Genomic DNA, 18,357 nt, shown 5'->3' on the forward strand with positions numbered 1-18,357 from the left:
GGATCGCGTGAACACCGCCGCGCTCAACCCCTTCGCCTTCGCCCGCGGCAAGTTCCGCGCGTGGTGGCAGGCCCGCCTGCCCCTGGTCGACACCTACACGCTCACCCAGCGCAACGTCTACATCCTGCCGACCCGCCCCGGCTTCATGCTGGGCCTCACGCTGCTGGTGCTGCTGATCGGCTCGATCAACTACCAGCTGAACCTGGGCTACCTGCTCACCTTCCTGCTGGCCGGCAGCGCGGTGGTCGGCATGCACGTCTGCCACGCGACCCTGCGCGGGCTGACCCTCATCCTGCAGCCGCCGGCGCCGCAGTTCGCGGGCGCCAGCGCCACGCTGTCCGTGGTCCTGAGCAACGACCGCAAGCAGGTCCGCCACAGCATCGGCCTGGCGGTGCTCGACGCCACCCACGAGGACCACTGGACCTGGACCGACGTGCCGGCGCAAGGCAGTTGCACCGTGCAGGTCGCCTTCCAGCCGGCCCAGCGCGGCTTGCACCGCGTGCCGCCGCTGACCGCGGAAACGCGCTTTCCGCTCGGCACCTTCCGCGTCTGGACCGTGTGGCGGCCGGCGGCGCAGGTGCTGGTCTATCCCGCGCCGGAACTGCATCCGCCCCCGCTGCCCCCCGGCGAGCCGCGCTCGGGCGGTGCCGCGGTCGCGCGGGCGCAGAACAGCGGCGAGTTCGAGGGCGTGCGAGCCTACCGCCGCGGCGACCCGCTCAAGCTGGTGGTGTGGAAGAAGGCCGCCAAGTCCGACGAGCTCGTGAGCCGCGACACCATGCAGGCGCAGCGCTACGAGCTGTGGCTGGATTTCGCGGGGGCCGGCCACCTGGACCGGGAAGCGAAGCTTTCGCGCCTGACGGCCTGGATCCTGCAAGCCGACAAGCTGGGGCAGGACTACGGCCTTCGCCTGCCGGGCCAGGAAGTGAAGCCCGGCGCCGGCGAGGCGCACAAGCGCCGCTGCCTGGAAGCCCTGGCCCTATGCTGACCTTGCGCAGCCGCCTGGCCGCCCTGCCGCGCGATGCGCGCGACACGCTGTTCCTGCTGGTGGTGATCGCGTGGGTGCTGGTGCCGCACATCCCGCACCTGCCCTGGTGGTGCTCGCTGCTGGCCGGCGGCGTGCTGCTGTGGCGCGGCACCCTGGCCGTGCAGGCGAAGCCGCTGCCCGGCAAGTGGTGGGTGGGCGGCCTGCTGGCCCTGACGTTGCTCGCCACCTGGCTCACGCACCGCACGCTGCTGGGACGCGACGCCGGCGTCACGCTGATCGTGGTGCTGCTGGCATTGAAGACGCTGGAACTGCGCGCGCGCCGCGACGCCTTCGTGATCTTCTTCCTGAGCTTCTTCACGATGCTCACCAACTTCTTCTTCTCGCAATCGCTGCCGGTGGCGCTCGCCATGCTGCTGGCGTTGCTGGGACTGCTCACCGCGCTGGTCAACGCGCACCTGCCGGTCGGCCGGCCGCCGCTGCTGGAGGCGGCACGCACCGCCGGCTGGATGGCACTGCTGGGCGCACCCGTGATGGCCGTGCTGTTCGTGCTGTTTCCGCGCTTCGCGCCGCTGTGGGGGATTCCCGGCGACGCGATGACGGGCCGCAGCGGCCTGTCGTCGCAGATGGAGGTGGGCAACGTCGCGCAGCTGGCGCTGGACGACAGCATCGCCTTCCGCGTCCGCTGGGAGGGCAACCCGCCGGCGCAGGAGTTCCTGTATTTCCGCGGGCCGGTGTTCGTCGATTTCGACGGGCGCGAATGGCGGCCCCTGCTGCCGCGGCTGAACGCGCGCTTCCCGCCGCCGCGGCTGGAGAATCCCCGGCTGGCGGTGAGCGGCGCGCCCGTGAACTACGAAGTGACGCTGGAGCCGAACAACCGCCCCTGGCTGCTCACGCTGGACGCAGCCCCCGAGTCGCCGCAGGGCCCGGGCCTGGAAACGGCGATGACCAGCGAGCTGCAGTGGATCTCTTCGCGCCCGGTGGTGGACCTGCTGCGCTACCGCGCGCGCAGCTATGTCGACTTCCGCCACGGGCCGCTCCAGCGCGGCGCCGTCCTGCCAGAGTACAGCCAGTTGCCCCCGGGCTTCAATCCGCGCACGCTGGAACTGGCGGCCACGCTGCAGCGCGAACACCCGGGCGCGGAACCCGCGACACTGGTGCGCGCCGCGATGCAGCGCCTGCGCACCGGCGGCTACACCTACACGCTCGAGCCGGGGATCTACGGCCAGCACACGGCCGACGAATTCTGGTTCGACCGCAAGGAGGGCTTCTGCGAACACATCGCCTCTTCCTTCGTCGTGCTGCTGCGCGCGATGGGCATCCCTTCGCGCATCGTCACGGGCTACCAGGGCGGGCAGGTGAACAGCGTCGACGGCTACTGGGTGGTGCGCCAGAGCGATGCGCACGCCTGGACCGAGGTCTGGTTCGAGGGCCGCGGCTGGGTGCGCGTGGACCCGACGTCGGCGGTCGCGCCCGGACGCACCGGCACGTTCCGGCGGCTGGTCCCTGCCCGCGGCGCGCTGGCGACGGCGATGGACACGGTCACGCCCAACCTCGCGGCTTCGCTGCGCGCGGCCTGGGAAGCCATGAACAACAGCTGGAACCAGTGGGTGCTGAACTACACGCAGAGCCGCCAGCTGAACCTGCTGAAGGAGCTGGGCTTCGAGTCGCCGAGCTGGGAAGACCTGAGCTACCTGCTGCTCGGGATCATCGTCACGCTGGCCCTGGGCGGCGCCGCCTGGAACTGGTGGGACCGCATGCAGCACGACCCGTGGCTGCGCCTGCTGGCGCGGGCGCGCAAGAAGCTGCACGGCGCCGGCCTGGAGGTGAGTGCGACCGCGCCGCCGCGCCAGATCGCGAATCTTGTCACGACACGTTTCGGCCCGGATGCGCGAGGATTGGCGGATTGGCTCCTGAAGCTGGAAGCGCAGCGGTACGCGCGCGCGCCGGCCGCCACCCTGCAAGCGCTGCGGCGCGAGTTCCACCAATTGCCCTGGCCCCACTGAACCGATGCACCGATTCCTGTTCCTGCTCCTTGCCTGCGCCCTCGCCGTCCCGGCGGTCGCGCAGCCGACCGATGCCGTCGTCGTCGCCAAGGCGCAGCCGCGCAAGCAGAAGGCTCCGCCGGAGCAGGCCGGCACGCCTTATGCGGACAGCGCGGAAGCGATGGCGTTTGCCGAGGAGATCGCGGCCAAGCGCGGCTTCGAAGGCGACTGGGCACGCAAGGTGGTGGCGCAGGCGCGCAAGCTGCCGGTCGTCTCGCGCCTGATGCAGCCGGCTCCTACCGGCCAGCCGAAGAACTGGGGCGTGTATCGCAGCCGCTTCATCGACCCGATCCGCATCAATGCGGGCGTGCGCTTCTGGCAGGCGAACCGGCGCACGCTGGAGCGCGCCGAACAGGAATTCGGCGTGCCGGCGGAAATCATCGTGGGCATCGTCGGCGTCGAGACGATCTACGGCCAGCAGATGGGAAGTTTCCGCGTGCTCGACGCGCTGGCCACCCTGGCCTTCGACTTTCCGGACAGCCACCCGCGCGCGGCGGAGCGCACCGCCTATTTCCGGGGCGAACTGGAGCAGTTCATCGCCTGGCACCATGCCAACCGCAGCAACCCGCTGAAGCCGCGCGGCAGCTACGCCGGCGCGCTGGGCATGCCGCAGTTCATGCCCAGCAGCCTGGCGCGCTGGGGCGTGGACTACGACGGCGACAAGGTGATCGACCTCACCAACAGCGCCGACGACGTGATCGGCTCGGTGGCCAACTACTTCAAGGGCTACGGCTGGAAGACCGGCATGCCCACCCACTACCCGGTGCGCTTCGATGCGTCCAAGCTGGACCTCGACGCCCTGCTCGCGCCCGACATCCTGCCGACCTTCACCGTCGCCAGCTTCCAGGCCAAGGGGGCGATCCTCGAAGGGCCGGCGCTGGAACACAAGGGGCCGCTGGCGCTGATCGAACTGCAGAACGGCGGCGAGACGCCGACCTACGTGGCCGGCACCGAAAACTTCTACGTGATCACCCGCTACAACTGGTCCAGCTACTACGCGATGGCGGTGATCGAGCTGGGACGCGAGGTGAAAGAGGCGCTGGCCGGCGCGGAGCGGAAAGCCTCGTGAACCTCACCCTCGCATCCTGGCAGCGCCTGTGGGGCGAACTGGGCGCCACCGTCGCCAACGGCGGGCTCATGAACCAGCTGCTGGCCGCCTACAGCGAGCCGCATCGCCACTACCACACGCTGCAGCACCTGCGCGAATGCCTGGCGCAGTACGAAGCCGCATCCATGCTGGCGCGGCGGCCGGCGGAGGTGGAACTGGCCCTGTGGTTCCACGACGCCGAGTACGACCCGCAGCGCCGGGACAACGAGGAGCGCAGTGCCGAGTGGGCGCGCGCGAGCGTGCTGGCGGCCGGGTGCGCGCCGGAAGTCGCGCAGCGTGTCGCGGACCTGGTGCTGGCGACCAGGACCCACACGGTGGCCGGCGACGACGTTGATGCGGCCTTGCTGCTGGACATCGACCTGGCGATCCTGGCCGCGGCGCCGGGCCGCTTCGCCGAATACGAACGGCAAATCCGCTTGGAGTATGCGCACGTCCCCGACGACGCATTCCGCACCGGCCGTGCGAACGTGCTGCGCGGCTTCCTGCAGCGTGAACGCATCTACCGCACCGAACCCTTCCACGCTGCGCTGGAAGCCCGGGCGCGCGCGAACCTGGCGGCCTCGCTCGCCGCCTGACGTCTCAGCCGGCCGGCTGCCGCGCGTAACTCACGGTCAGCATCTCCCACTGGTGCCCGTCCGGCACGTTCCAGTAGACCATCCGCCCGCCGTAATCGGTGTTGATGCGTCCTTCGCCGCCTCCGCGCACCTCCGAGCGGTAGGCGATCCCCGCCGCCTGCAGGCGTGCCAGGATCGCATCGAACTCCGCTTCGCTCACGCGGAAGCAGAAGTGGTAGACCTCGAAGGGCTCGTCGGTCTGGATGAAGTCCAGCGTGAGGCCGGCATTGACGTAGACCGGCGAAAAAGGCCCGAGCGGCGCCGCCGGCGACCAGGGCACGTCCAGCAGTTCGGCCAGGACGCGCGCCGACTCCACCGCGCTGTGCGATGGAACGATGGTGTGGTCCAGCGCGATCACGCCGGCACCCCGCCGGCGCGCGCGTGGCGCCATGCACCGAAGGCCTCCAGCAGCCTGCCGACCTGCTGCTCGCGCCCTTCCCCCGCGCTGCGCCGGAACAGGCGCGCACTCGGATACCAGGGCGAATCCTCGCGTTCGAGCAGCCAGCGCCAGTCGGGGTTGGGCGGCAGCAGCACCCACACCGGCTTGCCGAGCGCGCCGGCGAGATGGGCGATCGCCGTGTCGACGGTGACCACCAGGTCCAGCTGCTCGATCATGGCGGCGCTGTCGGTGAAGTCGTTCCAGTCACCGGTCAGGTCGGGCAGTTCCTCGCGATCCGGCCGCACGTCGGTCCACGGGCCGGCATCGGCCTTCTGCAGGCTGAAGCACTGGACGCCCGGCTGCCGCCACAGCGGCGCGAGCAGCCCGAGCGGGACGGCCCGGTTGCGGTTGTTCACCTGGTGCAGCGACCCGGACCACGCGATGCCGACCTTCAGCGTGCCGGACCAGGCCGCCATGCGCGACTGCCAGCGCGTGCGCACGGGCTCGGGCGGCCGCAGGTAGGACGCGGGCGCCGGAATCGTCTCGAGCGTCGTGCCAAAGCGGCCCGGCAGGTCCAGCAGGGCGGCGTGCGTGTGCACGTTCAGGTTGCGGCCCGGCACCAGGCATTCGACGCCGGGGAAGCTGGACTCCACCAGCGGCACCAGCTCCGGCTGCACCACGCAGCGCACCGTGGCGCCCAGCTCCTGCAGCCGCGGCACGTAGCGCAGGAACTGGATCACGTCGCCGAGCCCCTGCTCCGCATAGACCGCGATCGCCTTGCCTGCGAGCGAAGCCGAAGGCCCGGGCCATTCCGAGTCGGCGCGCCAGAAGCCCGGACGCTGCAGGCGCGCGCTGTCGTGCCAGCGCGTCTCGTAGCGCCGCCAGCCTTCACCCAGGCGGCCGGCCAGCAGCAGCGTGAACGCCAGGTCCAGCTCCGCCAGCAGGAAGCCGGGCAGGACTTCCAGCGACAGGCGCAGTTGCGCTTCGGCCTCAGCCAGCCGGTTCAGGTTCAGCAAGGCCGTGCCGAGGATGCGCAGCGCATAAGGATGCCTGGGCGCGATCTCGACGGCGCGCCGCGCATGCGCCAGCGCGCCTTCGAAGTCCTCCAGCCGCCACAGCACGCCGGCGAGATCCACGTGTGCCTCGAGCAGCGCCGGCTCCTTCTCCAGCGCGGCGCGGTACAGCACCGCGGCCGAATCGACGTCGCCCAGTTGCTCGCGGCAAAAACCGGCGTGCAGCAGGTTGGCCGCGCTGCGCGGGCCCAGGCCCTGCACCAGTTGCATGTAGAGGCGGTCGGCCTGCGCGTACTGCTTCTGCGCCAGCAGGACGTCGGCGAGGGCCTGCACGGGCTCGGCCGCGGAAGGCGCGAGGCGCATGGCGTCGCTCAGCCAGGCCGCGGCGCTCGCGAGGTCGCCGGTGGCCGCGTGCGCACGCGCGAGGCCCAGGCGGGCGGCCAGCGAGCCGGGCTCGGCCTGCACGGCGCCCAGGTAGGCAGCCACCGCCTCGTGGTTGCGGCCCGCGGCAAGGAGACTGGCGCCCTGCGCCGGCGTCATGCCGGGATCAGGAAGTCACGGCTGATGCGCGCGCCCAGGTCGTTGACCCGGTCCAGGAACTGCGTCAGGAAGGCGTGCAGGCCGTTGGCGAGGATTTCCTCGATATGGCCGTACTGCAGTTCCGCCCGGATCTTGCCCGCGTGGCGCTGCGTTTCGGCCGACTGGTCGTTGGCCACCATCGCCAGGTTGGCCACCACTTCGTTCATGCTCGCATGCAGCGAGCGCGGCATGTCCGGCCGCAGGATCAGCAGGTCGGCCACGCGTTCCGGCCGGATCACGTCGCGGTAGACCTTGCGGTAGATCTCGAAGCCGGACACCGAGCGCAGGATGGCGCTCCAGTGGTAGAAGTCGTACTCCTGGTCCTTCTCGCTGGCGGCGCCGAAGAAGTCGCTCTGCACCGCGTGGAACTTCACGTCGACCAGCCGCGCCGTGTTGTCGGCGCGCTCGAGGAAGGTGCCCAGGCGCATGAAGTGCAGCGCCTCGTCCATCAGCATGGTGCCGACGGTCACGCCGCGCGACAGGTGCGAGCGGAACTTGACCCATTCGAAGAACTGGCCGGGGTCGCGCTCGAACTCGCCGCCCGCCAGCATGCGGTTGATCTCCAGCCAGGTCTGGTTCTGCGTTTCCCAGGCCTCGGTGGTGAGCGAGCCGCGCACGGCCCGCGCGTTCTCGCGCGCGGCGCGCAGGCAGGAGACGATCGACGAGGGATTGCTCTCGTCGCGCACCATGAACTGCATCACGCGCTGCGGGTCGACCTCGCCGCCGTGCTTCTTGCTGTACAGGGGCATCAGCTCGCTGATGGACAGCATGCCCTGCCAGCCGACCTTCGACACGGCCGCCGATTGAGGCAGCAGCGAGGTCTGGTAGTTGACGTCGAGCATGCGGGCGGTGTTCTCGGCACGCTCGGTGTAGCGGGCCATCCAGAACAGGTGGTCGGCGGTGCGGGACAGCATGTCAGACTTCCAGGATCCAGGTGTCCTTGGTGCCGCCACCCTGGGACGAATTGACGACCAGCGAACCTTCCTTGAGCGCGACGCGCGTCAGGCCGCCCGGCACCATCTGCACCTCCTTGCCCGAAAGCACGAAGGGGCGCAGGTCGATGTGGCGCGGCGCGATGCCCTTCTCGACGAAGGTCGGGCAGCTGGAGAGCGACAGCGTGGGCTGGGCGATGTAGCCCTCGGGCTTGGCCTGCAGGGCGCGGCGGAACTCCTCGATCTCGGCCTGGCTCGCGGCCGGGCCCACCAGCATGCCGTAGCCGCCGGCGCCGTGCACCTCCTTGACCACCAGGTCCTTCAGGTTGGCCAGCACGTAGCTCAGCTCCTTCGGGTCGCGGCACATGTAGGTGGGCACGTTCGACAGGATCGGCTTCTCCCCCAGGTAGAACTCGATCATCTTGGGCACGTAGGGGTAGATCGACTTGTCGTCCGCCACGCCGGTGCCGATGGCGTTGCACAGGGCAACGTTGCCGGCGCGGTAGGCGTTCAGGAGGCCGGCGGTGCCGAGCGTGGAGGTGGGGCGGAACACCGACGGGTCGAGGAAGTCGTCGTCGACGCGGCGGTAGATCACGTCGACCCGCTTGGGGCCGCGCGTCGTGCGCATGTAGACGAAGCTGTCCTTCACGAACAGGTCCTGGCCCTCGACCAGCTCCACGCCCATCTGCTGGGCGAGGAAGGCGTGCTCGAAGTAGGCGCTGTTGTACATGCCGGGCGTGAGCACCACCACCGTCGGATCGTCGGTGGTCGACGGCGCCGAGGCGCGCAACGTCTCCAGCAGCAGGTCGGGGTAGTGCATGACCGGCGCCACCTGGTAGCTGCTGAACAGCTCGGGGAAGAGCCGCATCATCATCTTGCGGTCTTCCAGCATGTAGCTCACGCCGCTGGGCACGCGCAGGTTGTCCTCCAGCACGTAGTACTCGCCCTCGCCCTGCGCATTGGGGGCGCGCACGATGTCGATGCCGGCGATGTGCGAGTAGATGTTGTTGGGGACGTTCACGCCCATCATCTCGGCGCGGAACTGGGCGTTGCCCTTGATCTGCTGCTCCGGCATGACGCCGGCCTTGATGATTTCCTGCTCGTGGTAGACGTCGTGGATGAAGCGGTTGAGCGCAGTGACGCGCTGCACCAGCCCCTTTTCCATGAGGCGCCATTCGGCGGCGGGGATGATGCGGGGAATCAGGTCGAACGGGATCAGCCTTTCCGTGCCGGCGCCGTCCTCGTCCTTGGCGCCGTAGACCGCAAACGTGATGCCGACGCGGCGGAAGATCATTTCCGCTTCCTCGCGCCGCGACCGCATCATCTCCTGCGGCTGGCGGCCCAGCCACTGGGCGTAGGTGCGGTAGTGGTCGCGCACGCCCTGCGCCTGCGCCTGCGACATCCCACCCATGGACTGCGACTGAAACTGGAAGGGCCCGATGCCAGGCATCTCGGCAAACATCTCGTCGAATTTGTGCATCGGTGCATTTCTCCAGCGCACAGGATAGCAAGTTCCAGGCCGCCGTCAGGGTGGTTTTGCGAGGTGGCGCCAGTACTTCGGATCGCGCTCGCGCTCGCACTGCACCATGCCGGCCTGCTGCGAGCTCCAGCGGGCCGCGCCGCAGGCCGCGGAGACGACCAGGGCGATGTCGCGGCCGCGGTAGCGCGCGACGACGTCGGCGGCCGGATGGCCGAAGCGATTGCGGTAGCCCGCCTGCACGAGGGCGGCGCGCGGGGCGACCGCGTCCAGGAAGGCCTCGCTCGACGAGGTGCGGCTGCCGTGGTGCGGAACGAGCAGCACGTCGGCCTTCAGCCGGCCCGGCGCTTCCAGCAGCGCGGCCTCCTGCGGCTTTTCGATGTCGCCGGCCAGCAGCACGCTGGCGCCGGCACTGGCCATGCGCAGCACGCAGCTCATCGCGTTGGGGCGCTGCGCCAGCTCGTAGTCCGCGGGCTGGGGATGCAGCATCTCGAACTGCACGCCGTCCCAGGTCCACGACTGGCCGGCGGCGCAGCGGGTCGCGCGGCGCAGCGCCTGCAAGGGGTGGCTGTCTTCCAGGGAGCTGAGGAGCGCCGCGCCGGGCTGCATGCGCAGCACGGCCGCGGCGCCGCCGGTGTGATCGAGGTCGCGGTGGCTCAGGACCAGCAAGGCCACGCGCTCGTCCCAGGCTCGCAACAGCGGCACCAGCACGCGCTGCCCGGCGTCCGTCTCGCGGCTGTAGCCTGGGCCGGCGTCGTAGACCAGGGTGTGGCCGGCGGTGCGCACCACCACGGCATTGCCCTGGCCGACGTCGGCGGCCAGCAGCTCGAACTCGCCGGGCGGTGGCCGCGGCGCCTGCCAGAGCAGCACCGGCAGCAGCAGCGGCAGGCCGAGCGCGCGCGCCGTCACCGGCAGCGGCATCACCAGCAGCATGCCGCCCAGCACGCCGGCTGCACCGGCCCACAGCGGCGCGGCCGGCGCCGACCAGGTCGCCAGCGGCCAGGCGGCCAGCCATTGCAGCACCGTGGCCAGCGCCTCGACCGCCCACGCGGCGGGCGTCCAGAGCCAGGGCAGGACCACGCCCGCCAGCCCCAGGGGCGTGACCACCAGCGTCACCCAGGGAATCGCACCGAGGTTGGCCAGCAGCCCGACCAGCGACACCTGCCCGAACAGCAGCAGCGACAGCGGCGTGAGGGCGAGCGTCACCACCCATTGCTCGCGCGCCATGGCCTGCAGCGCCGCCAGCAGGCGGTGCCGCGTCGAGGGCTGCACCGGCTGGGCGCGCACGCCGCTGTCGGTGGCGAACAGCACGCCCACCGCCACGAAACTGAGCCAGAAGCCGGGCTGCGTCAACGCCCAGGGATCGACCGTCACCACCGTCGCACACGCCAGCAGCCAGACCACGGGCCAGGGCCAGTCCCGCGCGCCCAGCCGCAGCAAGGCCACGCAGGCCAGCATCCAGATCGTGCGCTGGGAAGGCACGCCCCAGCCGCTGAACACCGCATAGGCCGTGGCCAGCACCAGCCCGCCCAGCAGCGCCGCGTGTTGCGCCGGCCAGGCCAGGCAGAGCGCGGTGCTGCGGCGCCACAGCGCGCCAATCAGCCAGGCCGCCGCCCAGGCAAACATCGTCACGTGCAGGCCCGAGATGCTCATGAGGTGGGCGACGCCGGTGGCGCGGAACACGTCCCAGTCGGCGCGCTCGATCGCGCCTTGGTCGCCGACCACCAGCGCCGCCAGCACGCCGGCCAGCCGCGGGTCCGCGACGCGCGCATAGAGCGCTTCGCGCACCGCGTGGCGCAGCTGCTCCACCGGCTTGCGCCAGGTCGCCGCAATGCGCTGCGGCCGCGGATCGCGCGGGCCGGCGCGCACGTAGCCGGTGGCCTGCAGGCCCTGCTCCCACAGCCACAGCTCGTAGTCGAAGCCATGCGGGTTGACCTGGCCGTGCGGCGCCTTCAGCCGCGCCGCCAGCTGCCAGCGCTCGCCCGGCTTCAGGTCTGCCGGCAGGCCGGTGCCGCCTTCGTTGCCGTACCAGCCAAGCAGCACCTGCGGCGGCAGCACGACCGGGCTGTCGCCGGCACGCGCGGACTCCACGTCGAAACGGAAACGCAGCCCTGCCTCGCCCCGGTGCGGCATGGCGGCCACGATGCCGGTCAGCACCAGGTCACGGCCTTCGAGCGCCGGATCCAGCGCGTCGGCCAGGTAGGCATGGGCGCGCCAGCCGGTGGCGCCCGCGCCCACGGCGGCCAGGGCAAGCAGCAGCAGGACGGCGCGCGCCACTCCCCGCGCGCGCCCGGCTAGCACGCCAGCGAGCAGGCCCAGGACGAGGCATGCCTGGTAGGAAGGCAGCGACCACAACCGCGGCTGCTGCAACTGGAGGGCCGGCCCGAGCACCAGGCCCAGCAGCGCGGGAGCAAGGGAGGACGCCGGCTTCACCCGGGTTCAACGCCCGGAAGCCGCGGTCCGGGGACCGGGCTCCTCCTCCAGATGGAGGGCGTCAGGCCGCGGCCAGCGCTTCCAGCCGCCCGGCAATGTCGGGCAGGCCCAGCACTTCCTGCGCGCCGCCGAGCGCGATGGCCTGGCGCGGCATGCCGAAGACCACGCTGGTGGCCTCGTCCTGGGCGATGGTGCGCGCACCGGTGCGGCGCAATTCCACCATCGCATCGGCGCCGTCGGCGCCCATGCCGGTCAGCATCACGCCGATGGCCTGCGCGCCGGCGGCGCGGGCGATCGAGCGGAACAGCGTGTCCACCGAAGGCCGGTGCCGGTTCACCGGCGGATCGTCCGTCACCCGCAGCTGGTAGCCCATGCCGCGGCGCATCAGCACCAGGTGGCGGCCGCCGGGCGCGATGTAGGCCACGCCATTGCGCACGACCTCGCTGTCCTCGGCCTGCTTGACGTCCATCTCGCACAGCGCGTCGAGCCGGCGGGCGAAGGTCTCGGTGAAGCCGGTGGGCATGTGCTGCGCGATCAGGATCGGCGGCATGGTCGCCGGCAGGCCCGTCAGCACGTCGCGCAAGGCCTCGACGCCGCCGGTGGAAGCGCCGATGCCGATCACGCGGTGCTGCGCGGCCGGGCCGGTCAAGGTGCGTTGCACCAGGGGCAGCGGCGCGAAGCCGCTGGGAGGCGCGGGCGCGCGGCGATGGCGCACCACGCGCGCGCCGGACGCGGCGCGGATCTTGTCGGCGATTTCCTGGGCGCCGCTTTCCAGCTGGTCGAAGCTCGCCGGCTTGGGGAAGAAGTCCACCGCGCCCAGTTCCAGCGCGCGCATGGTCGTCTCGGCGCCCTGGCGCGTGAGCGACGAGATCATGATCACCGGCAGCGGCCGCATGGACATGAGGTTGCGCAGGAAATCGAGGCCGTTCATGCGCGGCATCTCGACGTCGAGCGTGATCACGTCGGGCGGCTGCTTGCGGATGCGGTCGATGGCCAGCAGCGGGTCGGGCGAGGCGCCGACCAGCTCCATGTCCGGCTGGGACGCCACCACGCGCGACAGGAAGGCGCGCATGACGGCGGAATCGTCGATGACGAGGACGCGGATCATCGGGGCGCGAAGATTTCGATGTCGCCGCCGCCGGACTTGACGTTGAGCTCGGACAGGTACTCGCGCTCGCGCTTCTGCAGCACCGTGTCGCTCGGCGCGACCTGCAGGCGCTTCATCTGCACCTTGCCGGTGGCCGGGAAGAAATGCACCTTGCGCGGGCACACGTCCAGCAGGTCCTGGGCCGCCACCGGGATGCCTTCGACCTTCAGGAACTCCAGCACGAACTCGGCGTTCTTGGCGCCCACGTCCAGCTTGTCGAAACCGGCCAGCACGCGGGCGCCGCCGAAGACCTTGGCCACCAGCCGGCGGCGGTCGGCGCCCAGGTGCGTCATCTCGTTGATCAGCACCTCCATCGCGTAGACGCCGAAGCGCGCGGACGCCCTCCAGGTCGCGTTGGCCGCGGCACTGTCGCCGGGCAGCATGAAGTGGTTCATGCCGCCGATGCGGGCCACCGGGTCCCACAGGCAGGTGGAGACGCAGGAGCCGAGCACCGTGGTGATGGTCCCGGGGCCGGTGGCGGCGTGGTACTGGCCGGGCAGGATCTTGACCGCGTCCACCTGGAACTCTCGGTCGAAGTAGCGCACGGGGGTGGAAGCTTCGCTCAACTGCTGCTCGCGCCGCTCAGGGTCCGGCCAGGCGCTCGTAGGCAGTGCGGCCGCAGGACCGGAAGCCGGGATGCGCGGCAGGGAAACTTTCCGAATGGCCCACCATCAGCAGGCCGCCGGGGACGATCAGGTCGGCCAGCCGCGCCAGCAGGCGCTTCTGGGACTCGCGGTCGAAATAGATGACGACGTTGCGGCAGAAGATCACGTCGTAGCGCTCCTGCGCCGGCCACGCGGGCGACTGCAGGTTCAGCTGGCCGAAGCGCACGCCGGCGCGCAGTTCGGGCCGCACGCTCACCAGGCCCTCGTTGGCGCCGGCGCCGCGCAGCAAGTGCTTGCGCAGCCGCTCGGGCGCCATGCCCTCGACGCGGTCGGCGCGGTAGACGCCGCCGGTGGCCGTCTTGATCACTTCGGTGTCGATGTCGGTGCCGACGATGTCGGCGGCGCAGCCCGCCTCGCGCAGCACCATCGCGATCGACCACACCTCTTCGCCGGTGGAGCAGGCGCTGCTCCACACGCGCAGGGGCTGGCGCTGGCCGGCCCGGGCGCGGGCGTATTCCGCCAGCAGGTCGAAGTGATGCGGTTCGCGGAAGAAGGCCGTGAGGTTGGTGGTGAGCGCGTTGACGAAGGCCTCGCGCTCGCTCGATTGCGGGGCCTGCACCAGTTCCAGGTATTCGCCGAAGCTCGTGGTGCCGCAGGCGCGCAGGCGCCGCAGCAGCCGGTTGTAGACCATGTTGCGCTTCTGCGGGCTGAGCTTGATGCCGGCGTAGCCGGAAATCAGGTCGCGCACCGTCGCGAAGTCGCGGTCGTTCAGCATGGCCGCCGCGCCGCCGCCTGCGTCCAGCCCCATGGGCGCGGACTGGAGGGCGGAGGCTGCGGAGGCGCCCCGGGCTTGCACGCTCAGAATTCCTTCCACTCGCCGTTGCCCACCAGCTTGCGGTCGGCCTTGTCGTAGGCCGGCAGGTTGGCGCTGGGACGGGCCTTGATCGACGGCGGCAGCGGCGCGCGCGTCACGATCGGCTGGATGGTCACTTCCTGCACCGGCGTGGCCATGGCGTTGCCGAGGTTGAAGCGGGCTACCGTCTGCAGCAGGGTGCGGGCCTGGTCCTTCATCGACTCGGTGGCGGCCGTGGCCTCCTCCACCAGAGACGCGTTCTGCTGCACCACCTGGTCCATCTGCGTGATGGCGGTGTTGACCTGGCCGATGCCCGTGCTCTGTTCCTGGCTGGCCGCGGCGATCTCGGCGATCAGGTCGCTCACCTGCTTCACCGAGCCCACGATCTCCTGCATGGTCCGGCCGGCGGCATCGACCAGCTTGGTACCGGCGTCGACCTTGCCCACCGAGTCGCCGATCAGTTCCTTGATCTCCTTGGCGGCCGCGGCGCTGCGCTGCGCCAGGCTGCGCACTTCGGCCGCCACCACCGCGAAGCCGCGGCCCTGTTCACCGGCGCGGGCCGCTTCGACGGCGGCGTTCAGTGCCAGGATGTTGGTCTGGAAGGCGATGCCATCGATCACGCCGATGATGTCGGCGATCTTCTTCGACGAATCCGAGATGCCGGTCATGGTGCTCACCACTTGGCCCACCACCTGGCCGCCCTTGCGCGCGACTTCGGAGGCGTTCACGGCGAGCTGGCTGGCCTGGCGCGCGTTGTCGGCGTTCTGCGTGACGGTGGAAGTCAGTTCCTCCATCGAGCTGGCGGTTTCCTCCAGCGTCGAGGCCTGTTCCTCGGTGCGCTGCGACAGGTCCAGGTTGCCCTGGGCGATCTGCGCGCTGGTGTCGGCCACCGTGTGGGCGCCGCCGGACACCTGGCCGACCAGCTCGCGCAGGTTCTGCAGCATGGTGGCCAGCGCCTGCAGCAGCTGGCCGGTCTCGTCGCTGGTCGTCACGCGGATGTCGCCGGTCAGGTCGCCGCCGGCGATGCGGTCGGCGGCGCCGATGGCCACCTGCAGCGGACGCACGATGGCGCGGCTCATGAAGAGGGCGATGGCCACGGCGGCGGCGACGGCGCCGGCGACGATCAGGCCCAGCCACACCAGCGCGGCGCGGAAGGCGGCCGAGGCGACGTCGTAGCTTTCCTGGGCCAGGGTTTTCTCGAGCGCGACCAGCGCTTCCATTTCCTTGACCACGGCCTGGAACTGGATGTCGGCCGCCTGCATCGACATGGCGCCGGTGCCCACGTCGATCGAGCTGATGTCGATGGCGTCGTCCATCAGCTTGCGGTACTTGGCGATCTTGGGCAGCACGTCCGTCACCATCTTGCCTTCGGCGGCGGTCAGGTGGTTGGCGGCCGCGAGATCACCCAGGGACTTCGTGACGGCGTCCAGCTTCTTGCGCTGTTCGACGTTCACGGTCTTGATCTGGTCTTCCTTCAGGTTCGCGATCCAGGTGATCAGGCGGTACACGTTCGAGTGCACTTCGCTCATCTCCTGCGATGCGTCGGCGGCGACCTGGAAGGCGGACATGCGCCCGCGCGCCAGTTCCTCGAGCGCCGCGTTCTGCCGCGTCAGCATCCCATAGGACACCCCGCCCAGCGCCAGCAGGAAGGCGATGGCCACCGTGGGCGCGACGAGGATCTTGTGCCAGACTTTCATGACTTTTCTCCAAACGGGTGGTGCGGGAAGGGGTGCGCGAACTGCTGCGCCCCCTGCCTCGTTCTATTCAGGAAACCGCGCGGCCGTTCAGGCCGGCTTGTAGATGCCGCCGCAGACGATCAGCTCGTCGGCCTTCTCGCAGTACATCTGCTTCGGCTCGAGCTTCTTGTTCACCGGGTTGACGAACTTGAAGTCCTGCCAGAACGTGGACTTGGTCTTCGCCAGTTCCATGCGCTCGCGGATGTGCTCCTTGCCGTCGCCGTCGCGCAGGTCGATCATGTTCTTGCCCACGAACTTCTCGTTGGCGCCGTGCGCCAGCGCGGTGCCGTCCGGCTTGTAGACCGTGAGGTACAGCTCGCGGTCGACGAACTGGCCGGTCTTGTTGGTGATGTCGGCCATCGCCTTGTCGCGCGGGTTCGCCTTGATGTAGGCGACGCCCTTCTTGACCATGGCTTCGGCTTCCTTCGGCGTCACGCGCTTTTCTTCGGCGGCGAGCGCCGACGTGACCAGGGCGGCGCCCGCAACGATGGCGGCGGCGAATTTCATGCTCTTGTTCATCTCGATCTCCTCAACGTGGTGAATGGACTGGGAATTCCGTCCACGCGCCTTGCAGGCGTGCGCGGTCGGAGCCGTGCATCCGCGCCGGCAGGGCCGGCGTCGGCGGGGACACCGGCCGCACCCGGTTCGGCTGCGGCACGGAAGGGCTGGCCGCTTGCGCGCCCAGTTCGAAACGCGCCACCAGGCGCAGCAGGCCGTCGGCCTGCTCGCGCATCGATTCGGTGGCGGCGGTGGCTTCTTCGACCAGTGCGGCGTTCTGCTGCACCACGCGGTCCATCTGGCTGATGGCGCTGTTGACCTGGCCGATGCCGGCGCTCTGCTCCAGGCTGGCGGCGGCGATTTCCTCGATCAGGTCGCTGACCTTCTTGACCGACAGCACGACGTCGACCATGGTGTGGCCGGCCGCGTCGACCTGCTGGCCGCCCGCTTCCACGCGCTGCACGGAGGCCTGGATCAGGCCCTTGATTTCCTTGGCGGCGGCGGCGCTGCGCTGGGCGAGGTTGCGCACCTCGGCGGCCACCACCGCGAAGCCGCGGCCCTGCTCGCCGGCGCGCGCCGCTTCCACGGCCGCATTCAGGGCGAGGATGTTGGTCTGGAAGGCGATGCCGTCGATCACGCCGATGATGTCGGCGATCTTCTTGGACGCATCGGAGATGCCGTCCATGGTGCTGACGACCTGCTCCACCATCTCGCCGCCCTTGCGCGCGACTTCGGACGCCGTGACGGCCAGCTGGCTCGCCTGGCGGGCGACGTCGGCGTTCTGCGTGACGGTGCTGGTGAGCTGCTCCATCGAGCTGGCCGTTTCCTCCAGCGTCGACGCCTGCTCCTCGGTGCGCTGCGACAGGTCGAGGTTGCCTTGCGCGATCTGGCCGCTGGTGTCGGCCACGCTGCGGGCGCCGCCCACGACCTCGCCGACCAGCAGGCGCAGGTTCTGCGTCATTTCGTTGAGGCCGCGGTACAGCTGCGTGACCTCGTCGCGGCCGTCCGGCACCAGTTCCACCGACAGGTCGCCGCTGCCGACCCGGCGCGCGCTCTTCATGGCGACCTTCACGGGCCGCACGATGGACGCCACCACGAGGTAGCAGAAGGAGAACTGGATGCCGGCGCCGACCACGCAGGCGATCGCCAGCATGCGGATGCCGCGGGCCGTGCCGCCGGCCGCGCCGCCCGCCTGCTCGATGGCCTGCATCTGGAACACGCCGACGGCGGCGATGGCCAGCGTCAGCAGCAGCAGGATCACGAAGGTGATGATCAGGCGCTCGCGGATCGTGACCAGGCGCAGCAGGTCCTCGAGGCGGCGCAGCGGCCCGCGCGCGCTGCGCCGGGGCTTGCGTTGGGCTTCGCCTGGCATCGCCTGGATCTCCGTGGGGAACCGGGAGCCGACGCTCAGTGCACCGAGCCGTCGACCAGCGCCATGTCGGCGCCCGTCATCAGCTTCTCGATGTCGAGCAGGATGATCATCTGCTCGTCGACGGTGCCCAGGCCGGTGATGTACTTGGTGTCGAAGGTCGCGGAGGCGAACTCCGGCGTCGGGCGGATCGCTTCCGACGACAGGGTCAGCACGTCGGACACGGCATCGACCACGACGCCGACCACGCGGCCGGCGATGTTCAGGATGATGGCGACGGTGAATTCGTCGTAGCTGACCTGGCCCAGCTTGAACTTGATGCGCAGGTCGAGGATGGGGACGATCACGCCGCGCAGGTTGATCACGCCCTTGATGAAGGCCGGCGCGTTGGCGATCGAGGTGGGCGTTTCGTAACCGCGGATCTCCTGCACCTTCAGGATCTCGATGCCGTAGCTCTCCTCGCCGAGGCGGAAGGTCAGGAACTCGCTGGCGTGGCTGTCCGCCGCCTTGGCCTTGCCACCGATCCCGGCCATCGTTTGCACCCGTTCCTGCATCGCTCGCTCCATTCGTTCTGCTGTTCGGCTGAG

The 18,357-nt window shown here is 70.2% G+C and carries 16 protein-coding genes; 4 read left to right on the top strand and 12 right to left on the bottom strand.

The window, feature by feature from the left end; translation table 11 throughout:
- Positions 1-7: 7 nt before the first annotated feature.
- Genes LZ009_RS13630 through LZ009_RS13645 form a run of 4 tightly spaced genes read left to right on the top strand, consistent with a single transcriptional unit; the run spans position 8 to position 4,710 of the window.
- The gene (locus LZ009_RS13630) at positions 8-985 is read left to right on the top strand and encodes a DUF58 domain-containing protein (RefSeq protein WP_275698493.1); all 978 of its coding nucleotides are present in this window, start codon (positions 8-10) and stop codon (positions 983-985) included.
- Positions 979-2,988 (top strand): transglutaminase TgpA family protein, encoded by a 2,010-nt coding sequence (locus LZ009_RS13635; RefSeq protein WP_275698494.1) that lies wholly within the window; start codon positions 979-981, stop codon positions 2,986-2,988. Before LZ009_RS13630 ends, LZ009_RS13635 begins: the two co-directional genes overlap by 7 nt.
- Before the next feature lie 4 nt (positions 2,989-2,992).
- Positions 2,993-4,096 carry a lytic murein transglycosylase B gene (gene mltB, locus LZ009_RS13640; RefSeq protein WP_275698495.1) on the top strand — a complete coding sequence of 368 codons (1,104 nt, stop codon included), beginning with the start codon at positions 2,993-2,995 and terminating at the stop codon, positions 4,094-4,096.
- Positions 4,093-4,710: an HD domain-containing protein gene (locus LZ009_RS13645; RefSeq protein ID WP_275698496.1), complete on the top strand. Its 618-nt coding sequence runs from the start codon at positions 4,093-4,095 to the stop codon at positions 4,708-4,710. The genes mltB and LZ009_RS13645 overlap by 4 nt, the downstream gene beginning before the upstream one ends.
- Positions 4,711-4,714: 4 nt before the next feature.
- Here LZ009_RS13645 and LZ009_RS13650 read toward each other — a convergent pair whose 3' ends face one another.
- The 12 genes from LZ009_RS13650 to LZ009_RS13705 all read right to left on the bottom strand — a co-directional run bounded on the left by LZ009_RS13650 (position 4,715) and on the right by LZ009_RS13705 (position 18,303).
- Positions 4,715-5,140: a VOC family protein gene (locus LZ009_RS13650; protein ID WP_275698497.1), complete on the bottom strand. Its 426-nt coding sequence runs from the start codon at positions 5,138-5,140 to the stop codon at positions 4,715-4,717.
- Entirely contained in the window at positions 5,104-6,681 is a 1,578-nt protein-coding gene (locus tag LZ009_RS13655; protein WP_275698498.1) for a tetratricopeptide repeat protein, read from the bottom strand. Before LZ009_RS13655 ends, LZ009_RS13650 begins: the two co-directional genes overlap by 37 nt.
- Positions 6,678-7,634, bottom strand: a complete 957-nt coding sequence (locus LZ009_RS13660; RefSeq protein ID WP_275698499.1) for an alpha-E domain-containing protein — start codon at positions 7,632-7,634, stop codon at positions 6,678-6,680. The genes LZ009_RS13655 and LZ009_RS13660 overlap by 4 nt, the downstream gene beginning before the upstream one ends.
- Position 7,635: 1 nt before the next feature.
- Entirely contained in the window at positions 7,636-9,063 is a 1,428-nt protein-coding gene (locus tag LZ009_RS13665) for a circularly permuted type 2 ATP-grasp protein (protein ID WP_430300385.1), read from the bottom strand.
- A gap of 114 nt (positions 9,064-9,177) precedes the next feature.
- On the bottom strand, positions 9,178-11,562 hold the full coding sequence (locus LZ009_RS13670; protein WP_275698501.1) for a DNA internalization-related competence protein ComEC/Rec2: 2,385 nt from the start codon (positions 11,560-11,562) through the stop codon (positions 9,178-9,180).
- 61 nt (positions 11,563-11,623) lie between these two features.
- Positions 11,624-12,670, bottom strand: a complete 1,047-nt coding sequence (locus LZ009_RS13675) for a protein-glutamate methylesterase/protein-glutamine glutaminase (protein ID WP_275698502.1) — start codon at positions 12,668-12,670, stop codon at positions 11,624-11,626.
- On the bottom strand, positions 12,667-13,275 hold the full coding sequence (gene cheD / locus LZ009_RS13680; protein WP_275698503.1) for a chemoreceptor glutamine deamidase CheD: 609 nt from the start codon (positions 13,273-13,275) through the stop codon (positions 12,667-12,669). The genes LZ009_RS13675 and cheD overlap by 4 nt, the downstream gene beginning before the upstream one ends.
- A gap of 16 nt (positions 13,276-13,291) precedes the next feature.
- Complete coding sequence (locus LZ009_RS13685; protein WP_275698504.1) at positions 13,292-14,122, bottom strand: CheR family methyltransferase; 831 nt, start codon at positions 14,120-14,122, stop codon at positions 13,292-13,294.
- A gap of 50 nt (positions 14,123-14,172) precedes the next feature.
- Entirely contained in the window at positions 14,173-15,864 is a 1,692-nt protein-coding gene (locus tag LZ009_RS13690) for a methyl-accepting chemotaxis protein (protein WP_275698505.1), read from the bottom strand.
- Between the two features lie 87 nt (positions 15,865-15,951).
- Positions 15,952-16,422: a cache domain-containing protein gene (locus LZ009_RS13695; protein ID WP_275698506.1), complete on the bottom strand. Its 471-nt coding sequence runs from the start codon at positions 16,420-16,422 to the stop codon at positions 15,952-15,954.
- A 10-nt stretch (positions 16,423-16,432) separates the two neighbouring features.
- A complete protein-coding gene (locus tag LZ009_RS13700) occupies positions 16,433-17,773 on the bottom strand; it encodes a methyl-accepting chemotaxis protein (RefSeq protein ID WP_275698507.1) in 1,341 nt (446 codons plus the stop codon).
- A 35-nt stretch (positions 17,774-17,808) separates the two neighbouring features.
- Positions 17,809-18,303 (bottom strand): chemotaxis protein CheW, encoded by a 495-nt coding sequence (locus tag LZ009_RS13705; RefSeq protein WP_275698508.1) that lies wholly within the window; start codon positions 18,301-18,303, stop codon positions 17,809-17,811.
- Positions 18,304-18,357 lie beyond the last annotated feature (54 nt).

This window comes from Ramlibacter paludis (assembly GCF_022012305.1).
Taxonomy (GTDB): domain Bacteria; phylum Pseudomonadota; class Gammaproteobacteria; order Burkholderiales; family Burkholderiaceae_C; genus Ramlibacter; species Ramlibacter paludis.

Coding starts and splice junctions, on each gene's coding strand:
- LZ009_RS13675 (WP_275698502.1), bottom strand. CDS start 12,670: ATGATCCGCGTCCTCGTCATCGACGATTCCGCCGTCATGCGCGCCTTC.
- mltB (WP_275698495.1), top strand. CDS start 2,993: ATGCACCGATTCCTGTTCCTGCTCCTTGCCTGCGCCCTCGCCGTCCCG.
- LZ009_RS13705 (WP_275698508.1), bottom strand. CDS start 18,303: ATGGCCGGGATCGGTGGCAAGGCCAAGGCGGCGGACAGCCACGCCAGC.
- LZ009_RS13695 (WP_275698506.1), bottom strand. CDS start 16,422: ATGAACAAGAGCATGAAATTCGCCGCCGCCATCGTTGCGGGCGCCGCC.
- LZ009_RS13700 (WP_275698507.1), bottom strand. CDS start 17,773: ATGCCAGGCGAAGCCCAACGCAAGCCCCGGCGCAGCGCGCGCGGGCCG.
- LZ009_RS13655 (WP_275698498.1), bottom strand. CDS start 6,681: ATGACGCCGGCGCAGGGCGCCAGTCTCCTTGCCGCGGGCCGCAACCAC.
- LZ009_RS13665 (WP_430300385.1), bottom strand. CDS start 9,063: ATGGGTGGGATGTCGCAGGCGCAGGCGCAGGGCGTGCGCGACCACTAC.
- LZ009_RS13660 (WP_275698499.1), bottom strand. CDS start 7,634: ATGCTGTCCCGCACCGCCGACCACCTGTTCTGGATGGCCCGCTACACC.
- LZ009_RS13690 (WP_275698505.1), bottom strand. CDS start 15,864: ATGAAAGTCTGGCACAAGATCCTCGTCGCGCCCACGGTGGCCATCGCC.
- LZ009_RS13650 (WP_275698497.1), bottom strand. CDS start 5,140: ATGGCGCCACGCGCGCGCCGGCGGGGTGCCGGCGTGATCGCGCTGGAC.
- LZ009_RS13685 (WP_275698504.1), bottom strand. CDS start 14,122: ATGGGGCTGGACGCAGGCGGCGGCGCGGCGGCCATGCTGAACGACCGC.
- LZ009_RS13635 (WP_275698494.1), top strand. CDS start 979: ATGCTGACCTTGCGCAGCCGCCTGGCCGCCCTGCCGCGCGATGCGCGC.